We start from the raw sequence: 23,439 nt of genomic DNA, 5'->3' as shown, positions 1-23,439 counted from the left end.
GAACCTAGCGGGCGCCTCCGACAAGTTCGCGCCGTTAAAGTCGGCCTGTGGAAAACCTGCTCCGTCCCGGTTGGACTGTCGAAGAACTTATCCACAGCACGGCGAACGAGGTTACCGGCGGCGTCTGGCGGGTCTACCGTGACGAAGGCACCGCGATCCTCAAGGTCGCGACGCCGAGGAGAGAGGGGGCCGCCGAGCACCTGGCGGCCAGTGACGACCCGGGTCACTTCAACTATTGGCGGCGTGAGCCCGAGGCGTATGCCTCCGGGCTGGTCGCTACGGGTCTGCCCGGGTTGCCCGGGCCCGAGTTGTACGAGGAGGTGGAAGGCCCAGACGGATCGGTGGCGATGTGGCTGGAGGACGTGACCGGCACGGCCGGGACGTCGGCCGGCGTGGGCCAGCTGGGCGAGGTGGCGTTTCGGCTGGGTGGTGCGCACGCGCACTGGCTCGGGCGGCCGCCGGTGGAACCGTGGCTGGCGCGGGATTGGCTGCGCGACTACACGATGGCGAACGCCTTGTCGGGTGACCTGGACTGGGATCATCCGGTGCTGGCGGAGGCGTGGGAACCGTCTCTGCGGGCGGGGCTGCGCCGGCTGTGGGAACGGCGGGTCGAGGTTCTCGCGCTGACCGACGAGCTTCCGCGTACGTTGTGCCACCACGACGTCTGGCCGATGAACCTGGTGTTCGCGCCGAAGGGCCCCGTGCTGCTCGATTGGGCGTACGCGGGAACGGGCGCGATCGGCGAGGACCCGGCGAACCTGGCCCTGGACACGTTCTTCGACGGCCTCATCGACATCGCCCTGCTGGACGACGTGCTGGCGGTGGTGGCCGAACAGTACCGGCGTGGGCTGGACGGAGCGGTCGACGACGAGACGGTGCGCCGCGCGGTCATGACGTGCGGGGCGGCCAAGTACTGCTGGCTGGCGCCGCGCATGGTGACGGCCGCGATGAACGGTGGTGGTCGCAAGGCGGGCTACGACAAGCGGGGCATCGAAGCCATGCTGGCCGGTCGGGCTCCGGTGCTCAGGGTAGTTGCCCGCTGGGCCGACGCCGTGCTGTGACGTCGGCCCGACGGCGAACTACGCGGCGGTGGCCGGCTCCCGCTCGGGCTGGGCGGCTGCGCGGCGGCCCAGGGAGAGCAGCGCGGCGAACGCGAGACCCAGGGTGGTCCACAGGACGGCCTGGGTGCCCAGGGACGTCAGGCGGAAGGACCACAGCAGGTCGGGCGGGAACGTCGCCGGCACCTCGTTGATGTTCGGCAGCAGGGCGTAGCCGACCACCACGACGACCAGGAAGCCGATCACGGCAGCGATCGCCTGACGCCACTCGGTGGGTTGCGTGCGCTTGGCGACCACGGCGGCCCAGACCGCGACCAGGCCGATCACGACGATCGCCAGGTAGCTGATCGTGCGTTGATTGATCGTGCCGGGGTCGCCGACCGCCGGTGGGTTAGGCGGATATTTCACGTACGGGACCAGGACCAGACCCAGCAAGGCGGCGCCGGCCAGTCCTAATGCGGCCCGAGTGTCGCTGGGGGTGCGCAGTCGACGGCGGAGCAGCGTGAACGCCACGGCCAGCAGGCCGCCCATGGCCGCGCCGTACAGGCCGGTGGCCAGGAACAGGCCGCCCTTCTGGCCGTTGCGGCTGACCAGCTCTTCCTCGTGGGGAGCGTCGGGTGCGGGCGCGGGGGCGGCCGCCTCTTCGATCGCGATCGCCGCGTCGACCTTGGGCTCACCGAACCCGTACGCGAAAAAGCCGGCGAGCAAACCGGCGATGAGACCCGCAAGCAGGCCCCGGAGCAGAAGGGCGCCGAATGTCAGCGCTTTCGAACCGTCGCTCAGTGGCACGGGACGCCGAGCAGGTGGCGACCGTCGTGCATGAGCTCGTGCAGGTACATGCCGCTGCGCGACACGGCGCCCTGGTCGAAGACGACCAGGTAGGTGATGAGCAGCATGAAGGCGACGACGGCGAGAGCCGTCCAGAGCAGCCGCGGGGAGACGGCGGGCGTGCTCAGCTGACCGGCGGTGGTGGCCTTGGGCATGGCGGAGAAACCTCCTTGCGGGATGACGCGTCCCGTTCGACAGGCTGCGACGTGTGAGCGTCCTGACTCACGAGGACCGGAATCCCCGTTCACAGTGGCGCGACCGCACCGGACTCTCACCGGTTTCCCTCACGACGCCGCAGATGGTTCCCACAACCTAACTGGGAGATCCCTGGGCGCACAACCGGAACTGTCGCACCCCCTCGATACCATCCATGCGAATCGTTGCCCAAGGCTTCGGAGGTGCTCGATGGGTTGGCGTCGGCTGGTCGCCGCCGTGGCGGTGCTCGCCGCGGTGCTGACGGTCCCCGCGCCGGCCCGCGCGGCGGTCGTCTGCGAGCAGCCGGGGGTCGCCGCGGCGGTCAAGGCGGACGTGCCGGTCGAGGATCAGGTGTACGACCCGAAGCGGCTGGCCGGGTTCGCCACGGGCGCCGGCGTGCGGGTCGCCGTCATCGACTCCGGGGTCGACGCGGAGCATCCCCAGCTGCGCGGACGCGTCGACCAGGGTGCCGACTTCCTGCACGGCGAGCGGTCGGGCCGGCAGGACTGTGCCGGTCACGGCACGGCGGTGGCGAGCATCATCGCGGGGGCGCCGGCGCGGGACACGGGCTTCCAGGGCCTCGCGCCGGATGCGGTGATCGTCCCGGTGCGCATCAGCGAGCAGCTCGAGATCGGCGACGACGTGGTGGGCGACCGCGGCTCCCCGGCCCAGTTCGCCGACGCGATCGACTGGGCGGTCGACGAGGGCGACGCCGACGTGATCAACCTCTCGCTCGTGATGACCGTGAACGACGGCGCGGTGCGGGCGGCCGTGGCTAGGGCGATCGCGGCAGGTGTCGTGGTGGTTGCCGCCGTCGGCAACAAGGGCGGGCCCGACGACGGCAACCCCGACCCGTTCCCGGCGAAGTATCCGGGCGTGATCGGCGTCGGGGCGATCAACGTCAACGGGGTACGGGCGTCGTTCTCCCAGCGCGGCGACTACGTCGACCTGGTGGCGATCGGCGAGCCGGTGACCGCGGCCAGCCGGGTCGCCGGGCACGCGTCGGTCAGCGGCACCAGCTTCGCCACGCCGTTCGTGTCGGCCACGGCGGCCCTGCTCAAACAGCGCTTCCCGGCGATCACACCGGCCCAGGTACGGCAGCGTCTGGTCGCGACGGCCGATCCGGCGCCGGGTGGCGCCGCCAGTTCCGAGTACGGGCTGGGAGCGCTCAACCCCTACCGGGCGCTCACCGCGACGCTGAACACCCAGGGCCGCGCCGAGCCCGCACCCGAGATGATGAACGCCAACGACCCGGCGGCGATCGCCCTGGCCGCCCGGCGCGACCAGTCACAGCGCAACGCTTTGCTGTTCGCCGCCATCGGCGCCGGGTTGGTGCTGCTGCTGGGCATCGTCGCCCTTGTCGTCCGCTCCGGCCGCCGCCGCGACTGGCACCCGGCGGGACCGGGCACGGCCGACTGACCGGCTGAGCGCTACGGCCGCCCGGCCAACTTCGACTGGGCGGCTTTGTGCTCGGCCGCACCCGAGCAAACGTCCCTCGGGGCCTGGTTCGGCCGATCAGTCTGCCTACTGGATGGCTGCGCTTGACTAAACCCGAGCTGGGTCGACCGGCTTCGCGGTTGGCCGCTCCGTGCGATGTCGACCATGCGGCTGCGCGCTTGGCCATACCCGGAGCTGGGTCGACCGGGCGGCTTCGCGCTTGGCCGCACCCGAGCTGCGTCGATCGGGTGGATTCGCGCTTGGCCGCACCCGAGCTGCGTCGACCGGGCGGCTTCGCGCTTGGCCGCGCCCGGGCGATGTCGACCATGCGGCTTCGCGCTTGGCTACACCCGAGCAGCGTCGACGCCCTGCGGCCTTGGCGCTCGGCCGCATCGGAGCAACGCCGAACGTGCGGGTGCGCGCTTGTCAGTGCCAGGGCGATGTCGAGCGCCTGTGGGCAGTGGCGCGCCAGCTTTAGCTCGGCTCGGTCTGGGCGGCTGACCGATGATGTGCTCGGCGGTGCCGGGGAACGTCGAGAGCGTGTGGTCGTGGCGGGCGTAGCTCGTTCGGCCGACCGGTTCGCCGGCCAGCGGGGCCCGCGTTTGGCGGTGGTCAGTCGCAATGGGGTGCCCGCGGCTCTTGGCGTTCCGGTGACGGGTTCGCCATGCGGGGTTCCCGACCGGCCAACTGTGCGTTTGGCGGCGGCGAGGGCGCAGTCGAGCGCCGTGGCGTGCCGGCTAGGGGTTGGCCGATCGCCCGTCGCAATGGTCGCTGCTTGCTGGGCGCACGGGTCCATGGAGTGCGGGTGAAGTTGGGCTGATCGGTCTCGTCGACTGGATGGCTGCGCGCTTGATCGCGCCTGGGTGCCGTCGAGCGCATGTAAGCAGTGGCGCGCCGGCCGGGGTTGGCCGATCGGTATCGCTCACGGCTCGGTTGTGCGGTTGGCCGCGCCGGGCTGGTTCAGCGCCTCTGAACGCGATGGGGTTCTTCCGGCGGCGGGTCGTCGTGGCGTTGGGGAGGTCTTGGAGGGGTCAGTAGGGTGCGGGGATGGGATTGAACTATGCCGTCGGGCTGCCGACCGTCGGGGAGTTCGGGGACGTTCGACGGTTGGTGGGGATGGGGGTGGCGGCCGAGCGGAGCGGGTGGGACGGGGTGCATCTGTGGGATCACCTGCTCTATCACGATCCGAGTTGGCCGGTCACTAACTCGGTGGTGGCTGCCTCGGCTATCGCTGCGGCTACTGAGCGGGTGCGGATCATTCTGACGATCGTGTTGCCGCGGCGGCAGGTGCAGGACGTGGCGCAGGAGACGTTGGCGTTGGATGAGCTGTCGGGTGGGCGGCTCACCGTGGTGCCGATCATCGGGTCGGTTGATCGGGAGTTCAGCGACTTCGGGCTCGACGCTGACATGCGGGCGCGGGGGCGCGCTCTGGATGAGCGGCTGGCTGGGCTGAAAGAACTGTGGGCGGCTTGGGGCGGGCGGCAGATTCCGATCTGGTGCGGTGGGCTCTGGCCGAACCGGGCGGGGCTGCGGCGGGCGGCCCGATTCGATGGTGCGATGCCCATCTACCAGCACCAACGCGAGCGCAACGTTTCCATCGACGAGTTCCGCGCGACCGTGGCCTTCGTCCGCGGCGAGATGGCCGGCCGAGGCAGCGCCGACGCAACCGTGGAGGGACGCGGCGAGATCGCTAGCCAAGGCGGCGCCGATCCGACCGCGAAGGGACGCGGCGAGATGGCCAGCCAAGGCGGCACCGCCTCGGCCGCGGAAGGACGCGGCGAGATGGCCGGCGAACGCGGCACCGAGGCAACCGCACTGAGCCGCGGCCGAATCGCCGAAAGGGGAGGCGCCGACGCGACCGCGGAATGGCGCGGCGAGATGGCTGGCCTAGGAAGCGCTGGGACCGGGCGCGGCAGCTCCCAGCCGAACATGTTCGACTTTGTGCTTGAAGGGGCCACCGAGGCGGCCACCGCTGCGGATCAGACTGCTGCATATTCGGCGGCTGGGCTGACCTGGTGGATCGAGGCGCTCGGCTACTGGCGTGGCGGTGTGGCCTTTGCCGGGAAGCGGATCAGCCACGGGCCGGTGGATTCGGGTAGTTGAGTCACAGCAGGTCGAGCATGGTCTCGATTCTTGCGCTCAGGATGGGGTCGATCTCGCCTTCGACGTGGACGGTGATGACGCTGCCGCCTACTGCACGGGCCAGTGACACCAGGATCGGTGGCGTTCCCTCCAGGGGGTAGCGGAACCAGGCGGCGGCGGTCTCGTCGTCGGTGGCTTCCAGGGCGCCGGTCAGGGCGTCCTCGTCCGCAGCGTCGTAGCGGTAGCCGATCTGACCGCTCAGGTGCTCCAGGAAGCGGACTACGTTCTCCTCGAAGATCCACCCGTCGACGGTCGTCATGACGATCATTATGGGCTGCGTGGGCGTGTGAGAGAGTGCGCGGTGAGCCAGGGGAGGTGAGGCGGGCATGCGGCCGCTGCGGCACGGGTACACGAACGACACCCAGGGGGACGGGGTTGTCGTGGTCAAGCGGTACCAGGGCGGCATTGACGAAGTCTTGCGGCGCGGCACCGAGCTTGGTGTGCTGGAACGCCTCCCGCCTGGGCTGCCAGTGCCGAAGGTGCTCGGTGCGCCCGAGGGGGCGCTGAAGCTGCAGCAGTTGCCGGGCATGCACGGGCAAGATCTGATCGACGAGGGGCTGGGGCGGCCCGTCCTCCGCTCCTGCGGCGAGTTGTTGCGGCGCCTGCAGCAGGTGGATGTGAGCCGGGTCTTTCCGGACACGGCGGCCGGCACCGGGTGGGTTGTGGTGCACGGCGACTTCGGGCCCAACAACATGCTGTTCGACCAGGACACGTTCAAGGTGACCGGGCTGGTCGACTGGGAATGGGCGCACCCGGGCGACCGCATCGAGGACCTGGCCTGGTGCGAGTGGATCGTCCGGCGGCACCATCCCCGCGCGGTCGAGGACCTTGACGATTTGTTCTCCGGTTATGGCGTACGGCCGTCGTGGGCGCGCCGGCAGCAGGCCGCAGCCGCCCGGTGCGAAAGCTTCGTGGAGCGCTTCCGATCCGGGCCGGCCGCCGCCCGCCGCCGGTGGCAGGAGAACCTGTCGATCACGCTTTCGTGGACGGAATAGGGCGGAACTCCAGGAACGCGATGCCCGGGTTGGGCAGCTCCAGCGTCACGTCCTGACCGGGCGCTATCCGGCGCGGCGGCTCCGATTCGTCCAGCCGATCCGCCTCGGCCAGCTCCTCCCACTGCGCGGGCGACGGCCATTCGCCGTCGAAGCGGGCGGCGATGTTGCCGTGGTGCTTGTCGACGCGCCACACCCGCAGCCGGTGCGGCCCGGCCAGACCCGGCCGCAAGATCACCGTACGGAACAAATGGGGTTCACCGGCGGCCCGGCTCTGATCGAGGGTGCTGTTCCACAGCAGCACGCCCAGACCGCCGTCGTCGTAGCGCGACGCCCACGCCGAGATCAGGCTGTTCGCTCCGTCCCCGGACAGCGACACCGGCAGCTCCTCTGGCCCCAGCTTGGCCGCCAGGGCCAGGGCCCAGAACTTCGGCTTGGCCAGGTTGCCCACGGTGAGCAGCCCGAACCCGCCGTGCAGCAGCCGCTGCGGCCGGCCCAGCTCCTCGAAGTGGTCGCTGACCACCCACGGCGCCAGCGCGTCGATCCGCCCGGCGGCCGAGTGCATGCCCTTGAGCAGGAACCCGGCCGCGAACACGGAGTCGTTGATCGGGTGGCCGTGGGTCGCCGTGACCCCCCACTCGGTCCACAGCAGCGGGCGGTCGCCGGTCAGCGGGCGCAGGTCGAGCGGCACCGTCCCGTACACGTGGGTCGACACGAAGTCGGCCGTCTGCGGTGTGTCCTCGATCCAGCCCACAGCCGCGGTGGCCGGCCCGCCGACCCGCAGGTCAGGATCCACATCGCGGACCGCCCGCGCCGTGAGCTCGTACAGCTTCCAGTACTCCTCGGGCGTACCCGACCAGAACACCGACAGGTTGGGCTCGTTCCACGCCTCGAACCACCACGTCGTACGCACCTCGTCGAGCCCGTAGCGGTCGGCCACGTGGGCCGTGAACGCCCGGACCAGGTCGGCCCACCGGTCCCAGTCGCGCGGCGGCGAGATGCCGCCGCGGTAGGCGAACACCGTGCGGGACGGGTCGCGGGCCAGGTCACGCGGCATGTAGCCGAACTCGACGACCGGCGTCATCCCGGCCGCCCGGACGGCGTCGTAGATCCGGTCGACCCGGCTGAAGTCGTACACCGGATCGCCGTCGACCTCCCGGTACACGCCGACGTCGTCGCCCAGGATGTGGTGGGCGCGCACCGACCGCACGCCCAATTCGTCGTGGACCCGGCGCAGCGCCTCGGTCAGTTCCTCGCCGATCAGCCGCCCGCCCGTGACCTCGGTCGACAGCAGGTGCGACAAATGCTCCGAGCCGACCATGGCCTCCCAGATCCGGGGCAGCGGCGTCGGATCCGAGCCCACGTTCACCGTCACCGTCTCGGGCATGGAGATGTCCACGGCTGGCACCGGCGTCGACACCGGACCGATCGACGTCACCGTCTCGAGCGCGGCCACCGCGTACCAGCCGCCACGCCCCGAGGTGGTGTCCGCGTAGGGTCCGTGCGGCACGGCGAGCACGTCACCGCCGCCGTGGTCGACCACCTCGAACGGTCCGTCGGCCGAGTCGGCGCGGTGCACCGCGTACCCGATCGCCCCCGGAACCGGATCCCAGGACACGGTCACCTGGCCGCGGCCGCTGACCGCGAAAACCCCGGTCGGTGCGGGCAGCGACGACGGCTGCGGCTTTCCCGTCGTACGGTCCTGGGCCCCGCCGCCGCCCATGAGCGACGCCCAGTTGGAGCGGGCCTGGTCCTCGATCGTCATTCATCGACCTCCCAGTTGCGGCAGCCTCTGCCCGGCCGGCACGTTGAACGTCTCGCGGGCGAGCAGCGGCCGGACCGCCCGCTCGAACCGCGGCGTCACGAACGCCTTCTTGATCACGTCGTGGCCCAGGTAGTTACCCAGCGCGCCCATGATCATTGACTGGTCGAGGGACAGATACCGCTTGGCCACCGTGCCCGAGCGCACCGCGACCGCGTCGTAGAACCCACCCGGCCCGTACGCGTCGAAGTCGCTCTTGATCTTCGCGAGGTTCTTCGTCACGGGCTTGGGCGCGTACGGCAATGCGAGGAAAGCCGCATGCGGGGTGACCACGCCATCGCCGTAGACGGCAGGCGGCCCGGCCGGACGGCAGTCACCGAAGCCGGCGTCGTACTTGCCGCCCTGCACGTCGGACGGATAGCCGTCGGTGTCCATGCCCATGGCGTCCACGCCGTACACCCCGTACCCGCCGAACGGGTTCGACGCCGGCGAGAAGCCCCAGTAGCCGTAGCGCGCGTCGTTCAGCCCGTGCTCGATCTGCGCGGCCACGGTGGCCGGGTGGTTGCGGCCCCAGCTGCGCGGACCCCACTTGGCCTCGGGCACGAACAGGTCGGGCATCAGCGCCTCGAACATGTCGCCGCCCCACGACGGCACGAAGGTGATGCCCCGGTAGCGGTACGAGCCCTCGTAGACCGTGCGGCCGAGGTGGGTGGTGGTGAAGCCGTGCGGCTGCATCTCCTGCCACGAGTAGTCGCAGTTGTCGGGCAGGGTGCGCATGGTGTCGAAGTACGCCGTGGCCGGGATCTGCCCGGAGCCGATGCCCAGGTAGGTGGCCATGCGGGGCTCGGTCACCGTGATGTCGTAGTGGTTGCAGGTGAACCAGACGCCGTCATCCGGGGCGGCGACGGAACAACCGGTTGGCTGGGTGTCCCAGAAGCCGCCGCGGATCAGCCCGCGCGTGCCGATGGGGGAGACGGCGGCCGGGTTGAAGTAGAAGCCGAAGTCCATCCGGTCGAGCACCTTCGCCGCCTTGGCCCGCAGCGACGGGAAGGCGCCCTGGACGACGTGCAGCGCGGCGGCCAGCCAGCCGTTGTCGACGCTGGACAGGAACGGCGTGACCGCAGTGCCGTCGGGCAGGACCGTCAGCACTGCGCCGGTGTGCGGGTTGTACCAGTTGTAGAACATGCCCGATTTGTCGTGGTGCTTCAGCGTGGCCAGGGTCTCCAGCGTTCTCGAAACGCGTGCGGTGGCTTCGCGCGACGAGATCAGGCCAAGCTCGCGCGCGGCCACGGCCGACCACATGTAGCCGCCGATGTTGGTGGGCGAGGTGTACGCGTCCGGAGCCGACAGATCGCCCGGAATGTTATCGGCGACGAGCCCGGTCGCCGGGTCGGTCATGGCGACCAGCGACTTCCAGGTGTCCTTGGCGTAGGTGCGCAGCGGGTCCGGCGCGGCGTGCGCGACGGAAGCGCCGCCGAGGACGAGGATCAGCGCTGCCAGCGGTGCGATCAGACGTCTCATCAAGATCACCTCAGGGGGAGACGGAGGGAGTCACTTGAGTCCGGTGGTGGCGATGCCGCGCATGAAGTGCCGCTGCAGCGCCAGGAACACGATCAGGACGGGCACGACGACCACGACCGCCCCCGCGAGCAGCAGCCCGTAGTAGATGCGGTTCTGCCCGATGGCGTAGAGAGCCAGCGCCACCGGCAGCGTGTACTTGTCGTCGGTGGTGGCCACGACGAGCGGCCACAGGAAGTTGTTCCACGAGCTCAGGAACGTCAGGATGCCCAGCGTGGCCAGGGCCGGCTTGCACAGCGGCAGCACGACCCGCCAGAAGATGCGCCACTCGCCGGCCCCGTCGACGCGGGCCGCCTCGATCAGGTCGTCCGGGATGGCCAGCAGGAACTGCCGCATCAGGAACACCCCGAACGGGCCGGCCAGGAAGGGCAGAACCAGTCCCGCGTACGAGTTGGCCAGTCCCATGTTCGACACGAGCACGAACTGCGGCACGAACGTCACCATGCCCGGCACCATGAGCATGCCCAGCACCGTGAGGAACAGCGCCCGCCGCCCCGGGAAGTCCAGCTTGGCCAGCGCATAGCCGAGCAGCGAGCAGAACAGCAGGTTCCCCAGGGTCACCAGCACGGCCACGATGGCCGAGTTGGCGAAGTACTGCGGGAAGTCGAGCCGGTCGAACAGGTCGCGGTAGTTGGCGAGCGACCACGTGGACGGCCACCAGGTCGGCGGGACCGAGCGGATCTCGGCCTCGGTCTTGAACGACGACAGCAGCATCCACAGGAACGGCCCGACCACGACCAGCAGCCCGGCCACCAGGATCACGTACAACGACGTACGAGCTATGCGGTCTCTAGTCATCTCGGTTCCCCAGCAGCCGGAACTGCAGCACGGACAGGGCGACGATGGCCACGAACAGCACGTACGAGGCGGCCGCGGCGTAGCCGTAGTTGCCGAATCCGAACTGGTTGTAGATGTGGTAGCTGACCGACAGGGTCGAGCTGAGCGGCCCGCCCTGGGTCATGACCAGCGGCTCCTCGAACAGCTGCAGGTAGCCGATGCCGGTGATGACCGCGCCGAACAGCAGGGCCGGGCGCATCAGCGGCAGCGTGATCCGCCGGAACTGCGCCCACCGACCGGCCCCGTCGAGCCGCGCCGCCTCGTACAGGTCGTTGGGAATGCCCTGCAGAGCGGCCAGGAAGATGACCATCAGCGAGCCGAAGTTGCGCCAAGCCGCCATCACGATGATCGAGGCCAGCGACGTACGGGTGTCACCCAGCCAGTTCGGGCCGGTGATCCCGATCTGCGCGAGCAGGTTGTTGACGAGGCCGGCCTCCGGATCGAGCAGGAACCGCCAGATCACCGCGATGGCCACGATGCTGGTGACCACCGGCAGATAGAACCCGACCCGGAACATCGTGCGGAACCGGATCAGCCCCGAGTTGAGCCCGTTGGCCGCCGCCATCGCCGCCACGATGGTCAGCGGCACACCGACGACCACGAACACGAGCGTGTTGACGGCCGAGCGCACGAACAGGTCGTCGGAGAACAGTCGGGTGTAGTTGTCCAGCCCGACGAAGTTCACCGCGAACGGCGTCCGCAGGTCCGTCGCCCGCATGTCGGTCACGCTCATCACCAGCGAGGCGACCACCGGCAGCAGCGCGAACACGAGGAACAGCACGGTGAACGGCGCCGCGAAGGCCCAGCCGGTGTAGCGGCGGCGGCGACGGCGAGGCCCGGCGACCGCCGGCTCGGCGGAAGGCGGCGCGGAGACAACCGCGGTCACGAGCCGGTGCCGATGGATTCGGCCTGGCTCTGCACCGCCTTGAGCGCGGCCGCCGGATCGGCCCCGCCGACGCACACCTTCTCGGCCTCGACGTCGAAGGTCGCGGCCAGCTGGGTCCAGGTCGGGAACGACGGCGGCGCCTGGGCCGACTCGAGCGCCGTGCCGAACACCTTCAGCATCGGGTCGCTGCTCAGCGCCGGGTCGTCCCAGGCCGACTGCACGGCCGGCAGGTCGTTGACCGTCTGGTACCACTTGGCCTGCACGTCGGGCTTGCTCAACCAGGCCAGGAACTTCCAGGCGGCGTCGCGGTTCTTGGCGTCCTTGAACACGGCCATGTTGCTGCCGCCGATGAACGAGGTCGACGACTGCTTGGTGGGCAGCGGGGCCACGGCGAACTTCCCCTTGGCGCCCTGCTCGTTGAGGATGCCCACGTGCCACGGGCCGGAGATGAACGAGGCGATCTCACCCTTGGCGAAGGCGGGCTCGAGCGCGCCCTGCGGCAGGTCGTCCGGGGACAGCTTGTTCTTGAAGAACGACTGGTAGTAGGTGAGCGCCTCGGTCATCTGCGGCGTGTCGAACGTCCACTTGCCGTCGGCCTCGATCTCGGCGCCGTTGGACCAGCCGAACGGCAGGATCGTCTGCCAGCTGCCGGTCTTGCCGGGCTGCAGGTTGATGCCCCACTTGGCGCCGGCCTTGTCCTTCATGGCCTGGGCGAACGCGGTCAGGTCGTCCCACGTCTTGGGGCCGTCCGGGAAGCCGGCCTTCTGGGCGAGGTCGGTCCGGTAGAACAGGCCGCGCGTCTCGACGTACCAGGGAATACCGTACGCCGTGTCGTCGACGACCGTAGTGTCCCAGGCGCCCGGGAAGAACGAGTCCTTCTGGAACAGGTCGGTCGGCGTCGGGTCGAGCGCGCCGGTCTTGGCGAACTCGCCCTGCATGGTCGTGCCGATCATCGAGACGTCCGGGGTCTGCTTGGCCGCGATCGCGCTCGAGATCTTCTGCTGGGCCGAGTCCCACGGCACCGCGGTCACGCTGACCTTGGCGTCCGGGTTCTCGGCGGTGAAGGCTTTCGCGAACGCGGCCAGCTTCTCGCCCTCGGTGCCCATCGCCCACACCGTGATCTCGCCGGTCGCCTTGCCTTCCCCCACGGCCTGGGCGGTCTCGCCGCCGCCGCTGTCGTCGCGGCCGCAGCCCGCGGTCACTGCCATCAAGGCCGTGCAGGTCGCCACGGCCAGCCATCGTTTCCTCATGGATGCACCTCCTCGTGCGCGCCGCAGCTGCCCCGGATCACCACCTCGGTGGCGAGGATCCGGCGGCGGGCGGCTGTCCTGTTCTCTTCATGGCTTTCGTCTCGCTCGTCCGGGCGGCGCGCGACCGGCGGGCCTTCGTTGATGCGTTTGTCCGCGCGGCGGGTGGCCGTCGCGCTCTCGTTGATGCGTTTGTTGAGCCAGCGGGCGGCCGTCGCGCCGAGTTCGCGCATGGGCTGCCGCACGGTGGTCAGTCCGGCGAACCGGGCCGCGAGCAGGTCGTCCCAGCCGGTCACGGCCAGGTCCTCGGGCACGCGCAGGCCGGCCTCCTGGGCGGCCAGCAACACGCCCAGCGCCACCTCGTCGTTCGCGCAGACAACGGCGTCGGGCTTGTCCTTCAGCAGGGACTTCGCGGCCCGGCGCCCCGATTCCAGGTCAAGACCCTTCCCGCGTACGAGGGTCAGGTGCGCGCCCTTCGACCCGGCCCGCACACCGGCGTAGCGTCCGGCCACGTCGGGGGAGCCGTCGGGATCGCCCAGGAAAGTGATCGTGCGGTGCCCGTGCCCGACCAGATGCTCGGCGAGCGCCCGCGCGGTGTTGGAGTTCCCCGCCCGTACGGTGTCGACGCCCTCGACCGGGTCTCGGGCCAGCAGCACGACCGGCAGGCCGGTGCTCGCGATCCCGGCCACCACGTCGTCACCGATCGTGCGGCCCATGACGGTGAGCCCGTCGACCCGTCCGGCCAGCTCCCGCACGGCGGCCGCCGGGTCGCGGCGCCCGTTGGTGGCCAGGATCAGCACGCTGCTGCCCAGCGCGGCCGCGGCCGCCTCGTAGCCCAGCACCACCTCGGCGTAGTAGGGCCCGACCAGGTCGGGGAAGACGATGCCGTTGGCCGCGTGCCGCCCCTCGGCCAGCGACCGGGCCGGCCGGCTCGGGGTGAACTGCAGCTCTTGCGCGGCCGCCTGAACCCGTTCCCGCGTCTCGCGGGTGACTAGGTCGGAGTCGCGCAGGGCCCGCGAGACGGTGGCGATGGAGACGCCCGCGAGCTGAGCGACCTGATAGATCGTCGCCTTTGAAAGCGCTTTCATCGCCATTGCCGGAACGTATCGCTGAGGAAACAAGGCCGAAACTTGGGAGCGAAGCCGATTCACGATCCGGAATTAGCGTCAAATCGGATGGGGGCCGCCCTCGCCGGGTGACGCTGCTAGCCTCCGGCGTCATGGTCCTCAGGCGACTCACCACCCTGGCCGCTGCGCTCTCGCTGGGTGCTTTGGCCGCCCCCGCCCTCTCAGCGCCCGCTCTCGCTGCGGCGGCTCTCGCGGCGCCCGTTGAACTGAACATCTCGGTCGACGCCCCGGCCGAGGTCGTCGAGGGTCAGGTCGCGTTCGTCGGCGTCACCGCGTTTGCCAACTCCTCTGTCGACCCTGCCTCGGTGCGCATCGCGGTCACCCTGCCCGAGGGCGTCACCTTCTTGTCGGCGGGGCAGCCGTCGGCGGGAGCCTGCGAGGCCGACGGCGCCATAGTCACCTGCGACGTGACCGATCCGGGGGCCATCGAGCGGCGGCAGTACGGATATCAGCTGCGGCTGCAGTTCGACGCGCCGACCGGGACCAGCCTGCCGATCAGCGCCACCATCACCTCGGACGGCGAGGAGCAGACCCCGGCCGACAACACGTCAACGGCCACGACGAAGGTGGTCGACGGCCTCGACCTGGGCCTCAAGGTCGAGAAGATCTCCGGTCCGACCGGCCCGGCCAACGTCGTCACCTACACCTACGTGATCAGGAACAACGGGCGGTTCCCAACCGGCGTCATCCAGTTCAACGAGCTGTCCGAGCCACGGGCGTTCGGCACGGGTGACTTCGAGCCGCCCAGCGCCGGCTGCATCTCCGAGGTGTCGCCGCTGATCGAGTGCGCCGTGGACGTGAAGCTGGCTCCCGGGCGGGAGTTCCGGGTTACTCGCAAAGCCGCGGTGCCGGCCGACAGCCCGGTCTGGGGTCACGTGGTGAAGGTTCAGGCGCGCGTGTTCGACCAGCCCCGCGGTGGCGGCGAAGCGGACAACGACGAGGTCGCCTTCGAGATCGACTTCACCGGCGGCCCGGCCACGCCCGCACCGAGCGCGTCGCCCACACCGACCGGCGGCACAGCCGCGCCCACACCGACCGGCGGCGGCACTGCCGCGCCTGCGCCGGGTGAGGGCGGCGGGTTGCCGATCACGGGTGCGCCGACCGTGGCTGTGGCACTCACCGGATTGGGCCTGCTGGTGGCCGGGGCGGGGGCCTTGCTGGCCGCTCGCCGTCGCAAGATCTGAGCAGGTGCAGCGTACGCGGGAAACGCTTGTTACTCTCCCGCGGTGATCCTCCGCCGTTTTGCCAGCGTGCTCGGCCTCTCGCTCGTCCTGGCCGGTGTCGCCGCCACGCCCGCCCACGCCGAGCCCGTCCACTCCGGCCTGGGTGAGATCATCGCCCCGGCCGAGTTCCCGCAGGGCTACCTGTGGAAGATCAACCTGCGCGGCGGCGCCGGGGGCACGGGCGCCGATCCGCAGCCGGTCGACCGGTCGCGGGTCAGCATCACGCTCACGATCCCGGACGGCGTCACCTACGCGCCCGGCGAGGGCACGACCTCCGGGCCGTGCGACCTCGCCGACGGCCTGCTGACGTGCCGCCCGTCAGAGGACGGCCCGGTCGACCAGTTCGGCTGGTACATCTTCCCGGTCGAGCTGCGGGTCGGCGAGGACACGCCTCTCGGCACGAGGCTGCCGTTCCGCCTGAACCTCGACGTCGAGGACGGCCAGGACACGTTCCCGAACGACAACACCCGTACGTGGACCAGCACCGTGGCCGGCTCGGCGGACATGGGCGTGGCGGTGAAAGACCTGGTCGTGGCCGAGGACGCTGTCACGTACACCGTGGTATTGCACAACTACGGCCCGCAGACGACCACCAAGTACACGTACCACGAGACGTACTCGGTCACGAACTGGCACGGCACCGGGGTGGGCCCGGGCGCCACCTGCCGCTTCACCGCCGGCAAGAACCAGTGCACGGTCCGCCAGGCGCTCGCGCCCGGCCAGGAGTCCGAGATCAAGCGCACCGTGCCCATCCCGGCCAACTCCAAGTGGCGCGGCACGAAGGTCCCGGTCGAGGTGTACGTCTACGACTCGCCGGCCAACTTCGCCGGCAGCGAGTGGTTCGTGAACACCATCAATCCGGACAACGACAAGACCAGCTACGTGGCCGACCTGACGGCTCTGGCCCCGCCCACGACTCCGTCGCCTACGCCGTCCGTATCGCCGTCCTCCCCGGGCGGCACCGCGGCCCCGGCCCCCGGCGAGGGCGGTGGCGGCGGCCTGCCGATCACCGGTTCCGCCACGCTTCCGGTTGCTGTCACCGGTCTGGGTCTGCTGCTGGCCGGCGCGGCCGCCGTGCTCGTGGCCCGCCGCCGCCGAGCCTGACCTCATGGCCAAGCTTCTGTACTCGGCGACGATGTCGCTGGACGGCTTCATCGCCGGGCCGGGCGGCGACATGAGCTGGATGGCCGATCTGCCTGACACAGGCCCGCACGAGGTCGCCGATAACCTGTGGCCGCAGGTCGGCGCTCTGCTCACCGGCGCCCGCACCTTCTTCGGCGACGATCCCAACGCGGGCACCGAGCAGGAGGGGGCCTTCGGCGGTCTGTGGTCGGGCCCGCAGTTCGTGCTGACCCACAACCCGCCCGCTCACCAGGTCTCCGACACCACCTTCCTGGCGGACCTGCCTTCGGCGGTGACGGCTGCCCTGGCCGCCGCGGGCGACCGGTACGTCAACGTCCTTGGCGCTGACGTGGCCGGCCAGTGCCTGGCCGCCGGCCTGCTGGACGAGATCTTGGTCTTCATCGCCCCTGTGCTGCTGGGCGACGGCACCCCGCTGTTCCGCCACCACGCCGCGGCCCTCGAAGAGATCTCCTCAACCGCCGGCCCGACCCCGACGATCTGGTACCGCGTCCGCCGCTGACCGCCGCGGCGTCATCCAGCGCGCAGGTCCGCGATCAGGCGGGTCACCAGCGGGCGCAACGCGACCGACCGGGCGCGCCGCCACGCGGACAGGCCCGGATGAAAGGTGTCCGGGACCGTGGCGGCGCGGATGGACCACATGCCGGCCAGGCCCACGACGAAGCGCGACGCCTCGGGCGGCAGCGTCCGCAACAGCTCGTACGCGCTTTCCGTCGCCGCCGGCTCGCCGTCGACGTGTCCGGTGGCGACCACGTCCGCCGCCATCTGGGCGAGGTCGATCCACGGGGCGCCGGCCGCCGCGTACGCCCAGTCGAGCAGCACCGCCGAATCCCGCTCGGCGCCGACCGTCGTGTTGTCGAGGCGGAGGTCCCGGTGGACCAGGGCGTCGCCGGCGGTCCAGCGTTCCCACCCGGCCACCACCTCGGCGGCCGGCCCGGCGTGAGCCGCCTCCCAGTCGTCGCCGGCGCCGATCTCGAGCAGCCGCGCCCAGCCGTCGAAGTGGAAGATGCGCTCGGCGACGGGCGGCAGGGAGGCCGGCGCCCGATGCCCGCTCGTGCGCCGGCAAGCCTCGGCGACCGCGGCGATCGACGTACCGGTCCACGTCTTGGTCGTTGCGCCGGCGGCCCACGTGGTGGCCAGGGCAACCCAAGGCCCGTGCTCCACGGTGGCCAGGCGACGCGGCGCCCGCACCGATGCCGGCAGAACGTCCAGAATCGCCGCCTCCTGCGTGATCATGCGGTGGTTGTGCGCCCGGACCTCGGCCGACACGGCCTTGACGAACACCTTCCGGCCGTCGGCCAGCCGCAGGGCCACCGCGGGCCCGGGCGACATGCCGCCGTGCAGATCCGAGTGAGCGACGATCGTCGTGCCGAGTGCCTCGGCGACCGCCGTCCGCACCGGTTCCGGCGTGTCGGCCCAGGCCGTCCGGGGAGTGAACGTCACGCCACTGGTGCCGGGGTGATGAGCTGCAGAGCGGCTCGGACGGACTCCGGCGATGCGGGAAGCAGGGGCAGGCGGACGTCAGGAGTGGCGATGCGGCCCTGCGCGTGCAGGACGGCCTTCGTGACGGTCGGGTTGGGTTCGGCGAACAGCGCGGCCGACAACCGGGCCAGGCGGTGGCCGAGGGCGGGCTGCCACGAGGTGACCAGCGAGGCGTACTCGGCGGTGGCGATGTGGGCCGAGGCCAGGATGCCGCCGGCGGCGCCGAGCGCCAGCAGCGGCGAGATGAAGACGTCGTCGCCGCCGAGGACGGCGAAGGGTGGGTCGGCCATCAGCTCGATGGTATCGGCGTCGATGCCGCCGACGGCCAGCTTCATGCCGGCCACGTTCGGGATGGCCGCCAGGCGGCGAATGGCCCGGGCCGACAACGGCTGGGCGGTGCGGTACGGCACGTGGTAGATCACCAGCGGCACGGGGCTGGCGGCGGCCGCGGCGGTCAGGTGGGCGATCACGCCGTCCTCGCCCGGTCGCACGAACGGCGGGACCAGTGTGAGCGCGGCCGTGGCCGTCGGCGGAGCCGGAGCGCCGACGATCAGCTGGTGGCCGCGGCACACGCCGGTGAGCAGGTCGAGGATGGACGCGCGCTCGGCCGGGGTCAGCGACGACGGCTCGCCGGTGGTGCCGAGCGCGACCACCCCGGTCGCCCCGGCGGCGAGCACGTCGGCCGCCAGGCGTTCCAGAGCGGGCAGGTCGACGGAACCGTCGGCGGCGAACGGGGTGATCAACGGGACGTAGAGGCCACTCAAAGTCATGCCGCCACGCTGTCAACGCGTACGCGTAAGGTCTATTTAATTCTTCTCGGCGACACTTAAGCAGCGCTGAAGTATGCGGCGCACGCGATGTTGTCCGGCGCGCCGGCCTCGCGAGCGGCGGCGATCAGCTGCTCCACGGCCTCGTCTGGAGCGGAGGCCGACGTGAGCACCGACTGCAGCGTCTCGCGAGGCACCACAGTGTGCAGCCCGTCCGAACACAGCAGGTAGCGGTCGCCCGGCGCCACCGTACGCAGCGCAAGGTCGGCCTCGACGCCGTCGCCCCAGCCCAGGGCCCGCACCAGCAGCGCCCGCTGCGGATGCCCGGCCACCTCGGACGCGGCCAGTTTGCCCTGATCGACCTGCCCCTGCACCCACGTGTGGTCCTGGGTCAGCAGCGACAACTCGCCATTGCGCAGCAGGTAGGCCCGCGTGTCGCCGATGTGTACGAGGGCCAGCTTCGAGCCGCGCCGCAACAGTGCGGTCAGCGTCGTCACCGGCTCCTCGTCCGGGCTCAGCGCCCGGATCGCCCGGTCGGCCTCGGCCACCGACGTGGCCAGCGCAGTCAGCGGATCCGCGCCCGGCCCCGCCTTCAGCGCCTCGATCGCCGCCGCCGCGGCCGCCGCCCCGAACGGCCCGCGGACGCCGTCGGCCACGGCGATCAGGTTCTCGTCCGCGTACGCCTGGTCCTCGTTCTCCTCGCGCGTGGTGCCCGGGTCGATGCCCGCCGCGAAACGGAACTCGCTCATCTTGTGGTCCTTCCCCGACAGATGCGTGACGAGGTCGGACGTCAGCTGGGCCCGGGCCGCCGTGTCCGCGCTGACCCGCTGCCAGAACCCTTCGACGGCCGCTGCCGCCTCCGCAGGCGGCAGCGCGCACACGTCGCGGATCTCGGCCAGCGGCATCCCGATCTCCCGCAGCCGGGAGACCAGCCGGGCGTGCGCCACCTGCGACGGCTCGTAGAACCGGTAGCCCGACTCCGCATCGACGGCGGCCGGCGTCAGCACGCCCAGCTCGTCGTAGAGCCGCAGCGCCTTCGGCGTCAGCCCCACCGCCCGCGCGAACGCCCCGATCGTCAGCAGACCCACAGCGACATCCTCCTCGTGCCGGTCACCGCGACCGGCACGACTCACCCTCGGCCTTCCCCAAGGGTCAAGGTCAAGGTGGCCGCGCGGACCAGCAGGTATCGCTTCTCGGGTTCGCTGGCCGTGGCCGAGGCGGCGAGCCGGTACTGCGCCACCGCCCCGGCATGGTCACCGGCTAGCTCGAGCAGGTGGCCGCGGGTTGCGGCGACCCGGTGACCCTCCAGGGAAAGGGCGGCGACAAGCGCTAAACCCGCCTCCGGACCGTCGACCATGGCCACCGCTATGGCCCGGTTGAGGGTCACGATCGGACTTCCGGTGACGCGTTCGAGGACCCCGTACAGGGCGGCGATCTGCGGCCAGTCGGTCTCGGCGACCGAGGCGGCCCGGTCGTGCAGCGCCGCGATCGCCGCCAGCAGCTGGTACTCGCCGACCTGGCCCCGCCGGAACGCCGCGTCCAGGATGGCCGTGCCTTCCTTGATCGCGTACGGGTCCCAGAGCGACCGGTCCTGCTCGGCCAGCGGAACCAGGTCGCCCCCGGACGCCGTACGGGCGGGCCGGCGGGCGTCGGTGAGCAGCATCAACGCCAGCAGGCCGGCCACCTCGGCGTCGTCCGGCCGCCGCTCGTGCACCATGCGGGTCAGCCGGATCGCCTCCGCCGCCAGATCGACCCGGTGCACGGTCGTGTACCCCTCGTTGAAGATCAGGTAGAGCACCCGCAGCGCCGCGCCCAGCCGCGGCTCGCCCCCGAACGGCGTACCCGAAGCTCGGATCTGCTGCTTGGCCCGGCTGATCCGCTGGCCCATGGTCTTCTCCGGTACGAGGAACGCCCGCGCGATCTCCCCGGTGCTCAGCCCGCCGACCGCCCGCAACGTGAGCGCGACCGCCGACGTGTCGCTGAGCGCCGGATGGCAGCACAGGAACAGCACGTCGAGCGTGTCGTCGCGGTCGACGGCCGCCCCGCCCGGCTCGTGCGCGGCGGCCAGCACCTCACGGCGGCGCCGGGCCTGGTCGCCGCGCACCTGGTCGAGCAGTTTGCGCTGCGCGGTCTGGATCAGCCAGCCGCGCGGATGCTCCGGCGTCCCGTCCACCGGCCAGCGGCTGGCCGCGATCAGCAGTGCCTCCTGGACCGCGTCCTCGGCCGCCTCGAAGTCCCCGTACCGGTGGGTGAGCACGCCGACAACCTGGGGCGTCAGCTCGCGCAGGGTGTCGATCACCGCTCGGAGGTGAGCGCTTCGAAGTCGGCGGCCTCCATCACCCGGCGTACGCCGATGGGTTGTTGCAGAGGCACCCCACCCGGCCCGGGCACGGCCGAGACGCGCGCGGCGATCTCGAAGGCGCGCTGCTCGTCGGCCACCTCGACGACCTGGAAGCCGGCCAGCATCTCTTTCGACTCCGGGAAGACGCCGTCGGTGACCACGGGCGGGCCGCCGTCGCTGGTCACCTCCTTGGCGAACTCGGGCCCGGTCAGCGCGTGCTGGTCGACCAGTTCGCCGCTGTCCAGCAGCTCCTGGCGCAGCGCCCCGTAGTAGTCCATGTGCGCCTTGACGTCGTCCGGCTTCCACTCGTCCATCGGCGTCGGCTCCGCGCCCGGCCGGTAGTCCACGATCAGCAGGTACTTCGGCATTGCTGTCTCCCATCTGTTGCCTTTGGAACGGAGCCGTCGCCCGGATTTCTACCTCAAGGCCGAACAATTTTCGGAGCAGTTGGATCCGAGTGGTCGATCAGCACGTCCGCCCGATCTTGCGGGTGGCAGGCCGCGAAGTACAACCGCTGCCCGCCGACGTAGCGGGCCAGGCTCGGGTGCTCGGGGTCCGGGTGCGAGCCGTCGCGCTCGGCCATGCGGGCCACGGTCAGCTCGAACGGCGCGTCCAGGAAGATCGTGAGCTCCCAGCATCCGCGCAGCTCGTCGCGGTGCAGGAAGAGCCCGTCCACGATCAGCACGGCCTCCGGCGGCGCGATCTCCCAGTCAAGATCCAGAATTGCGTCCGTACGAAGGTCGTGCGCGGCGCGCCGGAAGCGGCGATCACCGCCCGGACCCAACGGCCGCAACACGTCGCGCAGCAGGGCCGGATAGTCGTAGCTGTCGAGCCAGAACCCCTCGGGCGAATCCCGGCCCCGGCGGTGGCGAACCGCCCGCGGCTGGTGGAAGTCGTCGGCCGACACCTGTACCACGTCGCGCCCGCGCTCCCGCAGCGCTTGGGCCAGTTCGGCCGCGAACGTCGTCTTGCCGACGCCGTCCACCCCGTCGACGGCCACGCGGGCCGCCCCCGGCGGGACGAGCCCGGCGACGCGATTTGTCGTGGCGGAGATCGGCGGCCTCCTGGCAACGTGACCCGGCATGGACCTCGACATCTTCTACCGCCACTACCCGTCGGTCGAGTCGGAGGTGCAGGAAGCCCTCGACGAGAGCCTGTCGCCGCGCGGCCCCGAGCTGCTGTACGACCTGGTGGCCGAGCTCGGACTGCCACCGGGAGCGCGGATGCTCGACGTGGGCTGCGGCGAAGGGCGGCACACGGCCCGGCTGGCCGCCCGCTTCGGCTTCGACGTGCTCGGGCTCGACCCGGTCGACGCGCCCGGCGTGCACGTGGCGGCCCGGGCGACCGAGCTGCCGATCGCCACCGGGTCGGTCGATCTGATCTGGTGCCGGGACGTGCTCGTCCACGTGACGCCGCTGCCGCGCGCGTACGCCGAGTTCCGCCGCGTCCTGCGCCCGGGCGGCCGGGCCGTCGTCTACCAGATGTTCGGCGCGCCGCCCGACCCCGACTGGCTGTTCGCGACGATGGGTGTGGTGCCCGCCAACGCCGATCCGGCGCTGACCGAGGAATCGATCGCCGCGGCCGGGCTGCGCGTCGACCAGCGCATCGACCTGGGCAGCGAGTGGGGCGAGCACGCCGAGGAGCGCGCCCCGAGCCGGCATCTGCTGCACGCGGCCCGCCTGCTCCGCGAACCGGAGCGCTATGTGGAGCGCTTCGGCCGGGCGACGTACGAAATAGCTCTGGGCGACAGCCTGTGGCACGTCTACCGCATGCTCGGCTGGCTGAAGCCGCGCGCGTACGTGCTCAGCGCTGCATGATCCAGATGGGGAGCGGGGCTTCGACCTCGCCGATCACTTGCCAGCCCGCGCGCTGGTAGAACCCGACGTTGGCCGGGTTGCTGGTCTCGAGCACGGCCGGCAGCCCGTCCGCGGCCGCCCGGTCGAGCCCCGCGTGCATCACCGCCTGCGCCCAGCGGCGTCCCGTGTGGTCGGGGTGGGTGCCGAGCACACCGAGATACCAGAAGGGCTCCTGCGGCAGGGCGTTGTGAACAGCATGGTCGTACGCCTGGACCCGCTCGAGCACGTCACCCGGCAGCACCGCGGCGAGCGGGTCGCCGCTGTGCACGACGCCCGGCGGCTCCCAGATGGCGGTGGCCGCGCCGCCCTGGATCGTCCAGATGGACCGCCGGTCGACCCGCTTGTCGAAGCACGCGCCGAAGAACGCCTCCGCATACCGCGCGTATGTCTCGTCATCGGGAAACAGGTGCCGCAGCACGGGGTCTTTGACGAACGCGGCCACGAGCGCTTCGACGACGCCCTGGCGGTCGCCCGGCTCGGCAACAGTGATCACAGGATCGCAGCCTATCCGGCGTAATCGCGTTGCGTGTCCGGGTCGGGA

At 71.0% G+C, this 23,439-nt stretch carries 24 protein-coding genes and 1 riboswitch; of the genes, 8 read left to right on the top strand and 16 right to left on the bottom strand.

Features of this window, described 5'->3' with window-relative positions:
* Positions 1-47: 47 nt before the first annotated feature.
* On the top strand, positions 48-1,061 hold the full coding sequence (locus OWR29_RS35980) for a phosphotransferase (protein ID WP_267567956.1): 1,014 nt from the start codon (positions 48-50) through the stop codon (positions 1,059-1,061).
* A gap of 18 nt (positions 1,062-1,079) precedes the next feature.
* Here the strand turns inward: OWR29_RS35980 and OWR29_RS35975 are convergent, their stop codons facing one another.
* Positions 1,080-1,847 carry a CbtA family protein gene (locus OWR29_RS35975; RefSeq protein ID WP_267567955.1) on the bottom strand — a complete coding sequence of 256 codons (768 nt, stop codon included), beginning with the start codon at positions 1,845-1,847 and terminating at the stop codon, positions 1,080-1,082.
* Complete coding sequence (locus tag OWR29_RS35970) at positions 1,838-2,041, bottom strand: CbtB domain-containing protein (protein ID WP_267567954.1); 204 nt, start codon at positions 2,039-2,041, stop codon at positions 1,838-1,840. Before OWR29_RS35970 ends, OWR29_RS35975 begins: the two co-directional genes overlap by 10 nt.
* A 7-nt stretch (positions 2,042-2,048) precedes the next feature.
* Positions 2,049-2,197: riboswitch (adenosylcobalamin (AdoCbl) riboswitch) on the bottom strand.
* A gap of 94 nt (positions 2,198-2,291) precedes the next feature.
* Here OWR29_RS35970 and mycP point away from each other — a divergent pair.
* Positions 2,292-3,500 carry a type VII secretion-associated serine protease mycosin gene (gene mycP / locus OWR29_RS35965; RefSeq protein WP_267567953.1) on the top strand — a complete coding sequence of 403 codons (1,209 nt, stop codon included), beginning with the start codon at positions 2,292-2,294 and terminating at the stop codon, positions 3,498-3,500.
* Between the two features lie 1,065 nt (positions 3,501-4,565).
* The gene (locus OWR29_RS35960; protein ID WP_267567952.1) at positions 4,566-5,621 is read left to right on the top strand and encodes an LLM class flavin-dependent oxidoreductase; all 1,056 of its coding nucleotides are present in this window, start codon (positions 4,566-4,568) and stop codon (positions 5,619-5,621) included.
* Between the two features lies 1 nt (position 5,622).
* Here OWR29_RS35960 and OWR29_RS35955 read toward each other — a convergent pair whose 3' ends face one another.
* Positions 5,623-5,919, bottom strand: a complete 297-nt coding sequence (locus OWR29_RS35955; RefSeq protein WP_267567951.1) for a hypothetical protein — start codon at positions 5,917-5,919, stop codon at positions 5,623-5,625.
* 67 nt (positions 5,920-5,986) lie between these two features.
* On the opposite strand from OWR29_RS35955, the gene OWR29_RS35950 reads away from it, so the two are divergent.
* The gene (locus OWR29_RS35950; protein ID WP_267567950.1) at positions 5,987-6,655 is read left to right on the top strand and encodes a phosphotransferase family protein; all 669 of its coding nucleotides are present in this window, start codon (positions 5,987-5,989) and stop codon (positions 6,653-6,655) included.
* On the opposite strand, the gene OWR29_RS35945 is transcribed toward OWR29_RS35950, so the two are convergent.
* Genes OWR29_RS35945 through OWR29_RS35920 form a run of 6 tightly spaced genes read right to left on the bottom strand, consistent with a single transcriptional unit; the run spans position 6,633 to position 14,056 of the window.
* A complete protein-coding gene (locus OWR29_RS35945) occupies positions 6,633-8,417 on the bottom strand; it encodes a GH39 family glycosyl hydrolase (RefSeq protein WP_267567949.1) in 1,785 nt (594 codons plus the stop codon). The genes OWR29_RS35950 and OWR29_RS35945 overlap by 23 nt on opposite strands.
* Positions 8,418-9,935, bottom strand: a complete 1,518-nt coding sequence (locus tag OWR29_RS35940; RefSeq protein WP_267567948.1) for a DUF3131 domain-containing protein — start codon at positions 9,933-9,935, stop codon at positions 8,418-8,420.
* A gap of 30 nt (positions 9,936-9,965) precedes the next feature.
* Positions 9,966-10,790, bottom strand: coding sequence for a carbohydrate ABC transporter permease (locus OWR29_RS35935; protein WP_267567947.1), 825 nt, complete (start codon positions 10,788-10,790; stop codon positions 9,966-9,968).
* Positions 10,783-11,715, bottom strand: a complete 933-nt coding sequence (locus tag OWR29_RS35930) for a carbohydrate ABC transporter permease (RefSeq protein ID WP_267567946.1) — start codon at positions 11,713-11,715, stop codon at positions 10,783-10,785. The genes OWR29_RS35935 and OWR29_RS35930 overlap by 8 nt, the downstream gene beginning before the upstream one ends.
* Positions 11,712-12,965: a sugar ABC transporter substrate-binding protein gene (locus tag OWR29_RS35925; protein ID WP_267567945.1), complete on the bottom strand. Its 1,254-nt coding sequence runs from the start codon at positions 12,963-12,965 to the stop codon at positions 11,712-11,714. Before OWR29_RS35925 ends, OWR29_RS35930 begins: the two co-directional genes overlap by 4 nt.
* The gene (locus OWR29_RS35920; RefSeq protein ID WP_267567944.1) at positions 12,962-14,056 is read right to left on the bottom strand and encodes a LacI family DNA-binding transcriptional regulator; all 1,095 of its coding nucleotides are present in this window, start codon (positions 14,054-14,056) and stop codon (positions 12,962-12,964) included. Before OWR29_RS35920 ends, OWR29_RS35925 begins: the two co-directional genes overlap by 4 nt.
* 125 nt (positions 14,057-14,181) lie before the next feature.
* On the opposite strand from OWR29_RS35920, the gene OWR29_RS35915 reads away from it, so the two are divergent.
* From OWR29_RS35915 to OWR29_RS35905, 3 genes are read left to right on the top strand one after another with little or no spacing between them, the layout of a single operon-like run.
* Positions 14,182-15,273, top strand: coding sequence for an LPXTG cell wall anchor domain-containing protein (locus tag OWR29_RS35915; RefSeq protein ID WP_267567943.1), 1,092 nt, complete (start codon positions 14,182-14,184; stop codon positions 15,271-15,273).
* A 42-nt stretch (positions 15,274-15,315) separates the two neighbouring features.
* Positions 15,316-16,416 carry an LPXTG cell wall anchor domain-containing protein gene (locus OWR29_RS35910; protein WP_267567942.1) on the top strand — a complete coding sequence of 367 codons (1,101 nt, stop codon included), beginning with the start codon at positions 15,316-15,318 and terminating at the stop codon, positions 16,414-16,416.
* A 4-nt stretch (positions 16,417-16,420) separates the two neighbouring features.
* Positions 16,421-16,954: a dihydrofolate reductase family protein gene (locus tag OWR29_RS35905; protein ID WP_267567941.1), complete on the top strand. Its 534-nt coding sequence runs from the start codon at positions 16,421-16,423 to the stop codon at positions 16,952-16,954.
* Positions 16,955-16,965: 11 nt separating this feature from the next.
* On the opposite strand, the gene OWR29_RS35900 is transcribed toward OWR29_RS35905, so the two are convergent.
* The 6 genes from OWR29_RS35900 to OWR29_RS35875 are packed head-to-tail and all read right to left on the bottom strand — an operon-like array spanning position 16,966 to position 22,126.
* A complete protein-coding gene (locus OWR29_RS35900; RefSeq protein WP_267567940.1) occupies positions 16,966-17,895 on the bottom strand; it encodes a phosphotransferase in 930 nt (309 codons plus the stop codon).
* Positions 17,892-18,704 (bottom strand): dihydrodipicolinate synthase family protein, encoded by an 813-nt coding sequence (locus tag OWR29_RS35895; protein ID WP_267567939.1) that lies wholly within the window; start codon positions 18,702-18,704, stop codon positions 17,892-17,894. The genes OWR29_RS35900 and OWR29_RS35895 overlap by 4 nt, the downstream gene beginning before the upstream one ends.
* Before the next feature lie 56 nt (positions 18,705-18,760).
* Positions 18,761-19,789, bottom strand: coding sequence for a MerR family transcriptional regulator (locus OWR29_RS35890; protein WP_267567938.1), 1,029 nt, complete (start codon positions 19,787-19,789; stop codon positions 18,761-18,763).
* 41 nt (positions 19,790-19,830) lie between these two features.
* Positions 19,831-21,000: an RNA polymerase sigma factor gene (locus OWR29_RS35885; protein WP_267567937.1), complete on the bottom strand. Its 1,170-nt coding sequence runs from the start codon at positions 20,998-21,000 to the stop codon at positions 19,831-19,833.
* Positions 20,997-21,410, bottom strand: coding sequence for a YciI family protein (locus tag OWR29_RS35880; RefSeq protein WP_267567936.1), 414 nt, complete (start codon positions 21,408-21,410; stop codon positions 20,997-20,999). The genes OWR29_RS35885 and OWR29_RS35880 overlap by 4 nt, the downstream gene beginning before the upstream one ends.
* Positions 21,411-21,463: 53 nt before the next feature.
* Positions 21,464-22,126, bottom strand: a complete 663-nt coding sequence (locus tag OWR29_RS35875) for a nucleoside/nucleotide kinase family protein (protein ID WP_267567935.1) — start codon at positions 22,124-22,126, stop codon at positions 21,464-21,466.
* Here OWR29_RS35875 and OWR29_RS35870 point away from each other — a divergent pair.
* On the top strand, positions 22,125-22,859 hold the full coding sequence (locus tag OWR29_RS35870; protein WP_267567934.1) for a class I SAM-dependent methyltransferase: 735 nt from the start codon (positions 22,125-22,127) through the stop codon (positions 22,857-22,859). The two genes, OWR29_RS35875 and OWR29_RS35870, sit on opposite strands and share 2 nt — an antisense overlap.
* On the opposite strand, the gene OWR29_RS35865 is transcribed toward OWR29_RS35870, so the two are convergent.
* Complete coding sequence (locus OWR29_RS35865) at positions 22,846-23,391, bottom strand: GNAT family N-acetyltransferase (protein WP_267567933.1); 546 nt, start codon at positions 23,389-23,391, stop codon at positions 22,846-22,848. The two genes, OWR29_RS35870 and OWR29_RS35865, sit on opposite strands and share 14 nt — an antisense overlap.
* Positions 23,392-23,439: the final 48 nt, after the last annotated feature.

Origin of the sequence: Paractinoplanes pyxinae (assembly GCF_026626335.1) — a bacterium.
GTDB lineage: Bacteria > Actinomycetota > Actinomycetes > Mycobacteriales > Micromonosporaceae > Actinoplanes > Actinoplanes pyxinae.
This window is presented reverse-complemented; position numbering and strand designations above follow the sequence as displayed.

Coding starts and splice junctions, on each gene's coding strand:
- OWR29_RS35905 (WP_267567941.1), top strand. CDS start 16,421: ATGGCCAAGCTTCTGTACTCGGCGACGATGTCGCTGGACGGCTTCATC.
- mycP (WP_267567953.1), top strand. CDS start 2,292: ATGGGTTGGCGTCGGCTGGTCGCCGCCGTGGCGGTGCTCGCCGCGGTG.
- OWR29_RS35915 (WP_267567943.1), top strand. CDS start 14,182: ATGGTCCTCAGGCGACTCACCACCCTGGCCGCTGCGCTCTCGCTGGGT.
- OWR29_RS35870 (WP_267567934.1), top strand. CDS start 22,125: ATGGACCTCGACATCTTCTACCGCCACTACCCGTCGGTCGAGTCGGAG.
- OWR29_RS35935 (WP_267567947.1), bottom strand. CDS start 10,790: ATGACTAGAGACCGCATAGCTCGTACGTCGTTGTACGTGATCCTGGTG.
- OWR29_RS35945 (WP_267567949.1), bottom strand. CDS start 8,417: ATGACGATCGAGGACCAGGCCCGCTCCAACTGGGCGTCGCTCATGGGC.
- OWR29_RS35925 (WP_267567945.1), bottom strand. CDS start 12,965: ATGAGGAAACGATGGCTGGCCGTGGCGACCTGCACGGCCTTGATGGCA.
- OWR29_RS35895 (WP_267567939.1), bottom strand. CDS start 18,704: ATGACTTTGAGTGGCCTCTACGTCCCGTTGATCACCCCGTTCGCCGCC.
- OWR29_RS35875 (WP_267567935.1), bottom strand. CDS start 22,126: ATGCCGGGTCACGTTGCCAGGAGGCCGCCGATCTCCGCCACGACAAAT.
- OWR29_RS35950 (WP_267567950.1), top strand. CDS start 5,987: ATGCGGCCGCTGCGGCACGGGTACACGAACGACACCCAGGGGGACGGG.
- OWR29_RS35880 (WP_267567936.1), bottom strand. CDS start 21,410: ATGCCGAAGTACCTGCTGATCGTGGACTACCGGCCGGGCGCGGAGCCG.
- OWR29_RS35970 (WP_267567954.1), bottom strand. CDS start 2,041: ATGCCCAAGGCCACCACCGCCGGTCAGCTGAGCACGCCCGCCGTCTCC.
- OWR29_RS35920 (WP_267567944.1), bottom strand. CDS start 14,056: ATGGCGATGAAAGCGCTTTCAAAGGCGACGATCTATCAGGTCGCTCAG.
- OWR29_RS35940 (WP_267567948.1), bottom strand. CDS start 9,935: ATGAGACGTCTGATCGCACCGCTGGCAGCGCTGATCCTCGTCCTCGGC.
- OWR29_RS35960 (WP_267567952.1), top strand. CDS start 4,566: ATGGGATTGAACTATGCCGTCGGGCTGCCGACCGTCGGGGAGTTCGGG.
- OWR29_RS35955 (WP_267567951.1), bottom strand. CDS start 5,919: ATGACGACCGTCGACGGGTGGATCTTCGAGGAGAACGTAGTCCGCTTC.